Origin of the sequence: Haemophilus sp. CCUG 60358 (assembly GCF_001679485.1) — a bacterium.
Taxonomy (GTDB): Bacteria; Pseudomonadota; Gammaproteobacteria; order Enterobacterales; family Pasteurellaceae; genus Haemophilus_D.
The window spans coordinates 82159-90360 of the sequence record NZ_LZOZ01000003.1 but is presented as its reverse complement, the minus strand read 5'-3'; the positions used below and the strand labels follow the sequence as shown (position 1 = coordinate 90360).

Here is an 8202-nt window from a genome sequence, read left to right as displayed (position 1 = left end):
CTTTATGTTACCGTTCGACTTGCATGTGTTAAGCCTGCCGCCAGCGTTCAATCTGAGCCATGATCAAACTCTTCAATTCAAGTTTAATCGCTCAATACTGCTGACATAAAATGTCACTACTTAAAAAAGTATTATGAATTTCTAGTTAGCACCTATTAAGACTTCAAAATTAAAAAATATTTTTAAAACAAGTCAATCAACAAGTGCCCACACAGATTGTCTGATATATTGTTAAAGAGCAAAAAATAACGACGCACCGGTTTTTCTTAAGATTCACAACGGCGCGTCGTTGTGTGGGGTGCATTATAGGCATTTCAGACGCCTTTGCAAGATCTTTTTGTAAAAAAATGTAAATTTTTTATTGGTTGAAGATCTTTTCGCCTATTCGCACAAAAAATAGATCATTTTTGTTACTTAATTAATCGTTTTGCTATTCTTGGCAAATCTACAATAGAATCCAAAACATAATCAGCGAGATTCTCTCCCTCTTCAGTGATAGGTTTACCTGTTCGCACTAAAATATTCGTTTTCACTTTTGCGCCAATGCCTGCTTTAAGATCTTCAATCTTATCGCCAACCATAATAGATTGTGCCGGATCGATTTTCAGCGCTTTAATTGCCTCTAGTAACATACCTGATTTTGGTTTTCTGCATGCACAGTCTTCTTTATATTCGCCTTTCCCTTCTGGATGATGAGGACAATAGTAGATTCCATCGAGATCGACACCACGATCAGCTAATGACCAATCCATCCATTCTGTAAGTTGCAAAAACTGATCTTCTGAAAAATATCCACGTGCGATACCAGATTGATTGGTTACTAAAACCAAAAGGTATCCCATTTCCTTTAGAGCTTTTAATGCATCAATACTGCCTTCTATAAATTGGAAATCATCAATTTTATGGACATAACCATGGTCGATATTTAAAGTGCCATCACGATCTAAAAAAACAGCTTTCTTCATATATTTTCTCATTTATCTTTTTCTTAAAAAAAAATTATCCCTTTTATCCTTAATATAAGCAATAATAAGTCATAACTGATCTGTCTAAAAAAGATCCTCGAAGATATTGACACAGCATTCTAGACGTCTAGAATACAAATGAAATTCAAATATTAACTGAGAACAAGGGCTTATATGATTAAGCTAAATAACATTACGAAGATTTTTACACTTCCAGATAAAAAACTGACCGCACTTGATAATGTTTCATTACATGTGCCGAAGGGTCAGATTTGTGGTGTCATTGGTGCTTCTGGTGCTGGTAAAAGTACACTTATCCGTTGTGTAAACTTATTAGAAAGACCAACTCACGGTGCCGTAATCATCGATGATGTGGATCTGACTCAACTTTCTGATGCTGAATTAGTGAAAACACGCCGCCAAATCGGCATGATTTTCCAACATTTTAATTTGTTGACCTCTCGAACCGTTTTTGAAAACGTAGCATTGCCACTTGAATTAGAAAATAAATCGAAAGCAGAAATTCAAGAAAAAACGACCGCACTTTTAGCGCTTGTAGGATTAAGTGATAAACATAATGTGTATCCAGCTAATCTCTCAGGCGGTCAAAAACAACGTGTAGCGATTGCGCGTGCACTTGCAAGCGATCCTAAAGTCTTACTTTGTGATGAAGCCACCAGCGCATTGGATCCCGCTACAACTCAATCCATTCTAAAATTATTAAAAGAAATCAACCGCACTTTAGGTATCACCATTCTTCTTATCACTCATGAAATGGAAGTGGTTAAACGCATCTGCGATCAAGTTGCCGTGATTGATAAAGGTCGCCTGATTGAACAAGGCACTGTGAGCGAAATTTTCTCTAATCCGAAAACAGAATTGGCCCAAGAATTTATCAGTTCGACTTTCCACATTACGTTGCCGGAAGAATATTTAGAAAATTTATCTGATACGCCAAAACATGCCAAATCGTATCCGATCATCAAATTTGAATTTACTGGTCGCTCCGTCGATGCGCCATTACTTTCTCAAGCATCGAAAAAATTTGGCGTAGAGCTCAGTATCTTAACCTCACAAATTGATTATGCCGGTGGGGTAAAATTTGGCTTTACCATTGCGGAGGTTGAAGGTGATGAAGATGCGATTACGCAAGCCAAAGTTTATTTAATGGAAAATAACGTTCGAGTAGAGGTGCTAGGCTATGTTCAATGATTTATGGGCAACATTTAGCCAACAATTCCCCGATAATTTTGCGAGTTTATTAACGGTATCAACCGTTGAAACGGTTTATATGTCAGTATTGTCGACATTAATTGCGGCTTTATTAGGCTTACCACTTGGTTTTTTAACCTTTTTAACCAATAAAGGCGCGATTTTAGAAAACAAAAAACTCAATGCGTTCTTAAACGTCATTATTAATATCGGACGTTCAATCCCTTATATTATTTTGTTACTCGCTTTAATTCCGCTTACCAGTTGGTTACTTCCTGGCGGTAGTATTGGTTCTAATGCGGCAATTGTGTCATTAAGTGCTGCAGCAACACCATTTTTTGCACGTCTTACGAGCAATGCACTTTTTGAGATCCCAACCGGTTTGACTGAAACAGCAAAAGCCATGGGCGCAACCAATTGGCAAATTATTCGTAAATTCTATTTGCCTGAATCTTTACCAACGCTTATTAATGCGATTACACTCACCTTCGTGACATTAATTGGCTATACCGCAATGGCGGGAACGCAAGGCGGTGGCGGCTTAGGAAGCCTCGCCATTAACTATGGCGTCTATCGTAATATGCCATCGGTAACTTGGGCGGCTACGATTGTTATCGTGATAATCGTCATGCTCAGTCAAAAATTAGGCGACACGCTCGCAAAACGAGTAGATCACCGTTAATTATTTTCTATACCATTTTATTCACAACAAGGAAAAAACATGAAATTAAAAAACTTATTTGCTATCACCGCTATCGCGTCAGCATTAGTATTAACAGGTTGTAAAGAAGAGAAAAAAGCAGATGCAGCGTCAACTGCGCCTGCTGCAACATCAATCAAAGTTGGTGTAATGGCGGGTCCTGAGCACCAAGTAGCCGAAACCGCTGCAAAAGTGGCAAAAGATAAATACAACTTAAATGTTGAATTTGTTTTATTCAATGACTACGCATTACCAAATACTGCTGTATCTAAAGGTGATTTAGATGCTAACGCAATGCAACACAAACCTTACTTAGATGAAGATGTAAAAGCGAAAAACTTAAATAACTTAGTGATCGTTGGTAACACCTTTGTTTACCCGCTTGCTGGTTATTCTAAAACCATCAAAAATGTAAATGATTTAAAAGAAGGTGCTAAAATCGTTGTTCCAAACGATCCTTCAAACCGTGGTCGAGCATTAATTCTTCTTGAAAAACAAGGTTTAATCAAACTTAAAAATGTTAATGACCTTCTTTCAACTGTAGCAGATATTGTTGAAAATCCGAAAAACTTCAAAATCTCTGAAGTAGATACTTCTGTTGCAGCTCGTGCATTAGATGATGTTGATCTTGCTGTTGTAAATAACACTTATGCGGGCCAAGTTGGCTTAAATGCGCAAGATAACGGTGTATTCGTAGAAGATAAAGATTCTCCATACGTAAACATTATTGTTTCACGTACTGATAACAAAGACAGCAAAGCGATCCAAGATTTCGTAAAAGCATACCAAACTGAAGAAGTTTACCAAGAAGCGAAAAAACACTTTAAAGATGGTGTTGTAAAAGGCTGGTAATCTTAGCTTAAACTCAATATTTTAAGGCCACCAACAAGGTGGCCTTTTATTGATGAAAAGAAAGTGCGGTCATTTTTTACAATACTTTTCCAAAAGAAAAATTCATTAAAAACTGACCTCACTTTCTTTATTGAGATAATAAAAAACCCGAGCCTAAACTCGGGTTTTATTTTATCGATTAGCGATTACTCTGCATCATCTGCCATATTAAGCATTTCTGCCAAGTTAGTTGTTGCATCATCTGCTGTCATCACGAATTCATCAGCAATTGCTGCTTCATCGTCTTCAGACAATTTAATCACAACATCATCTACAATACGTTTTTTATGACGACCTTGGTGATACGCAAAACCAGTACCTGCAGGGATTAAACGACCTACGATTACGTTCTCTTTCAAGCCACGTAATTCATCACGTTTACCCGCCACCGCTGCTTCAGTAAGCACGCGAGTGGTTTCTTGGAACGATGCCGCAGAAATGAAGGATTCTGTCGCCAATGACGCTTTGGTAATACCAAGTAATTCACGTTCGAATTCAACTGGTGGTTTACCTTCCGCTTCACGTTTACGGTTCACAATTTTCACGCGAGCCACTTCAACTTGTTCCCCTTCGAGGAATTCGCTGTCATAAGCTTTCGTGATGACTGCTTTACGTAACATTTGACGTACGATTACTTCGATGTGCTTGTCGTTAATTTTTACCCCTTGTAAGCGGTAAACTTCTTGCACTTCGTTCACGATATATTCAGTTACAGCACGAACACCACGTAAACGTAAGATATCATGTGGAGTCTCTGCACCATCAGAAATCACGTCTCCACGTTCTACCATCTCACCTTCAAATACGTTGAGCTGACGCCATTTTGGAATCATTTCTTCGTAGATTTCACCTTCAGTTGGGGTGATTAACAAGCGACGTTTGCCTTTGGTTTCTTTACCGAAGGACACGATACCTGAAATTTCTGCCAAGATAGCAGGCTCTTTCGGTTTACGAGCTTCGAATAAATCAGCAACGCGTGGAAGACCACCGGTAATATCTTTAGTACCCACAGATTCTTGTGGAATACGTGCAAGTGGTTCACCCACTTTCACTTCCGCACCGTCATCTAAACTTACGATTGCTTTACCTGGTAAGAAGTATTGTGCAATAACGTCAGTTTCAGGTAAGAAGATATCGTTACCTTTTGCATCAACTAATTTGATGGTTGGACGTAAATCTTTACCTGCAGTTGCACGTTCACCCACGTCTTGTACCACGATAGAAGAAAGACCGGTTAATTCATCAGTTTGACGAGTTACAGTTAAACCATCCACGATATCGATGAATTTCACAAAACCTGATACCTCAGAGACAACTGGCATGGTATGTGGGTCCCAGTTTGCTACTGTCTCACCCGCTGATACTTCTTGATCATCTGCTTTATTCAACACAGTACCGTAAGGCACTTTATAGTGTTCTTTCGTACGACCAAATTCATCGGTTACGGTTAATTCAGTATTACGAGAAGTTAACACTAATTTACCTTCATCATTCACAACGAATTTCGCGTTAGCAAGGTGTAAAGTACCGTTGTTTTTGATTTGTACGCTAGATTCTTTCGCGGCTGCAGAAGCTGCACCACCGATGTGGAACGTACGCATGGTTAACTGTGTACCTGGCTCACCGATAGATTGAGCAGCGATAACACCTACTGCTTCACCTTGGTTGATGAGGTGACCACGCGCTAAGTCACGACCGTAACATTTCGCACATACACCGAAGTCAGTATCACAAGTTACAACAGAACGTACTTTTACGCTGTCCACTGAGTTTGCATCTAACACATCACAAAGTTTTTCATCTAATAAAGTGTTACGTGCAATTAAGACTTCTTCTGTACCTGGTTTATACACATCTTCAGCCACAACACGACCTAACACTAATTCGCGAAGTGGAACTTTCTCATCGCCACCTTCGATTAATGGGGTCATGACTAAGCCTTCGTGCGTACCACAGTCATCTTCAACGATTACTAAGTCTTGTGCTACGTCAACTAAACGACGAGTTAAGTAACCAGAGTTTGCTGTTTTTAATGCGGTATCCGCCAAACCTTTACGCGCACCGTGGGTTGAAATAAAGTACTGAAGTACGTTCAAACCTTCACGGAAGTTCGCTGTAATTGGGGTTTCGATGATCGAACCATCTGGACGCGCCATCAAACCACGCATACCTGCTAACTGACGAATCTGAGCTGCAGAACCACGCGCACCAGAGTCAGCCATCATAAAGATGCTGTTGAAAGAAGCTTGTTTCTCAGGGTTACCTTCACGGTTGATGACTTCTTCCTGAGATAAGTTTTCCATCATCGCTTTCGCTACGCGCTCATTCGCCGCAGCCCAAATATCGATGACTTTGTTATAACGTTCGCCAGCTGTTACAAGGCCAGATTGGAACTGTTCTTGAATTTCTGCCACTTCTTCTTCCGCTGCAGAAATAATTTCGTATTTTTTCTCTGGGATAACCATATCGTCGATACCCACAGAAGAACCTGAACGAGCAGCATAAGCAAAACCAGTATACATAATATGGTCAGCAAACATTACCGCTTCTTTCAAACCTAAACGACGATACGCTTCGTTGATGAGTTTAGAAATCGCTTTTTTACCTAATGTTTGGTTGAACAATGAATAAGGCATGCCTTTAGGCGCGATCATCCATAAGATTGCACGACCGATAGTGGTATCGGTTAATGTGGTTTTCTCTTCTAATTCGCCAGCTTCATTTTTCACATATTCAGTAATACGTACTTTAACGCGAGAATGTAACTCTGCTTCACCTGTGCGATATGCTTTTTCAGCTTCGCGCGGATCTTGCAATAACATGCCTTCGCCTTTACCGTTTACTTTTTCACGGGTCATATAGTAAAGACCCAACACCACGTCTTGTGATGGAACGATAATTGGATCACCGTTTGCTGGTGAAAGTACGTTGTTGGTTGACATCATTAACGCACGCGCTTCTAACTGCGCTTCAAGTGTTAATGGGACGTGAACCGCCATTTGGTCACCATCGAAGTCCGCGTTGAACGCCGCACAAACAAGTGGGTGTAACTGGATTGCTTTACCTTCGATTAGAAGTGGTTCAAACGCTTGAATACCTAAACGGTGAAGTGTTGGCGCACGGTTCAATAGAATTGGGTGCTCACGAATAACTTCTGCCAAGATATCCCAAACGATCGCGTCTTCACGCTCAACCATTTTCTTAGCCGATTTGATTGTAGTTGCATAACCACGGCTTTCTAATTTTGCATAGATAAACGGACGGAATAATTCCAATGCCATTTTCTTCGGTAAACCACATTGGTGTAAGTGCAAGTATGGACCTACAGTGATTACAGAACGGCCAGAATAGTCAACACGTTTACCTAATAAGTTTTGACGGAAACGACCTTGTTTACCTTTGATCATATCCGCAAGTGATTTTAATGGACGACGGTTAGAACCCGTAATCGCACGACCACGACGACCATTATCTAATAACGCATCAACAGATTCTTGTAACATACGTTTTTCGTTGCGCACGATAATATCTGGTGCGATTAAATCTAATAAACGTTTTAAACGGTTGTTACGGTTGATCACGCGACGATATAAATCGTTCAAATCAGATGTTGCAAAACGACCACCATCTAATGGTACTAACGGACGTAAATCTGGTGGAAGTACTGGTAATACAGTCATCACCATCCACTCTGGTTTATTACCAGACTGTTGGAAAGCTTCTAATAATTTTAAGCGTTTAGTGATTTTCTTACGTTTTGTTTCAGAGTTAGTTTCTTGTAACTCTTCACGTAATTTTTCACATTCCACTTCAAGATCAATACCTTTAAGTAAATCTTGAATTGCTTCAGCACCCATTTTCGCTTCGAATTCATCTTGCCAACGGTCTTCAGCATCAAGGAATTGTTCTTCAGTTAATAACTGTCCACGTTCCAAATCGGTCATACCCGGTTCGGTCACGATGTACATTTCAAAGTAAAGCACACGTTCAATATCACGTAACGGCATATCAAGTAATAAACCGATACGGGATGGAAGTGATTTTAAGAACCAAATGTGTGCAACTGGGCAAGCCAATTCGATATGGCCCATACGTTCACGACGCACTTTAGTTTGTGTTACTTCAACACCACATTTTTCACAAATCACACCACGGTGTTTTAAGCGTTTATATTTACCGCATAAACATTCGTAATCTTTTACAGGCCCGAAAATACGTGCACAGAAAAGACCATCACGCTCAGGTTTGAACGTACGATAGTTGATTGTTTCAGGTTTTTTAACTTCACCAAATGACCAAGAACGGATCATGTCTGGAGAAGCTAACCCAATTTTAATCACATCAAAATCTTCACTCGTTTTTGATTGTGCTTTTAAAAACTTAACTAAGTCTTTCACAAATAGTCTCCTGTCGGAGTTAAGGGTTTCAAAGTGC

At 39.8% G+C, this 8202-nt stretch carries 5 protein-coding genes and 1 rRNA gene; 3 read left to right on the top strand and 3 right to left on the bottom strand.

Features of this window, described 5'->3' with window-relative positions:
* Positions 1-79, bottom strand: a 16S ribosomal RNA gene (locus A9500_RS01600); the annotation flags it as partial.
* 331 nt (positions 80-410) lie between these two features.
* On the bottom strand, positions 411-965 hold the full coding sequence (gene gmhB / locus A9500_RS01595; protein WP_065243649.1) for a D-glycero-beta-D-manno-heptose 1,7-bisphosphate 7-phosphatase: 555 nt from the start codon (positions 963-965) through the stop codon (positions 411-413).
* Positions 966-1139: 174 nt separating this feature from the next.
* On the opposite strand from gmhB, the gene metN reads away from it, so the two are divergent.
* Genes metN through A9500_RS01580 form a run of 3 tightly spaced genes read left to right on the top strand, consistent with a single transcriptional unit; the run spans position 1140 to position 3729 of the window.
* Positions 1140-2177, top strand: coding sequence for a methionine ABC transporter ATP-binding protein MetN (gene metN, locus A9500_RS01590; RefSeq protein ID WP_005694681.1), 1038 nt, complete (start codon positions 1140-1142; stop codon positions 2175-2177).
* A complete protein-coding gene (locus tag A9500_RS01585) occupies positions 2167-2859 on the top strand; it encodes a methionine ABC transporter permease (protein ID WP_005694683.1) in 693 nt (230 codons plus the stop codon). Before metN ends, A9500_RS01585 begins: the two co-directional genes overlap by 11 nt.
* A 39-nt stretch (positions 2860-2898) precedes the next feature.
* The gene (locus A9500_RS01580) at positions 2899-3729 is read left to right on the top strand and encodes a MetQ/NlpA family lipoprotein (RefSeq protein WP_065243648.1); all 831 of its coding nucleotides are present in this window, start codon (positions 2899-2901) and stop codon (positions 3727-3729) included.
* A gap of 185 nt (positions 3730-3914) precedes the next feature.
* Here the strand turns inward: A9500_RS01580 and rpoC are convergent, their stop codons facing one another.
* Entirely contained in the window at positions 3915-8165 is a 4251-nt protein-coding gene (gene rpoC / locus A9500_RS01575) for a DNA-directed RNA polymerase subunit beta' (protein WP_065243647.1), read from the bottom strand.
* Positions 8166-8202: the final 37 nt, after the last annotated feature.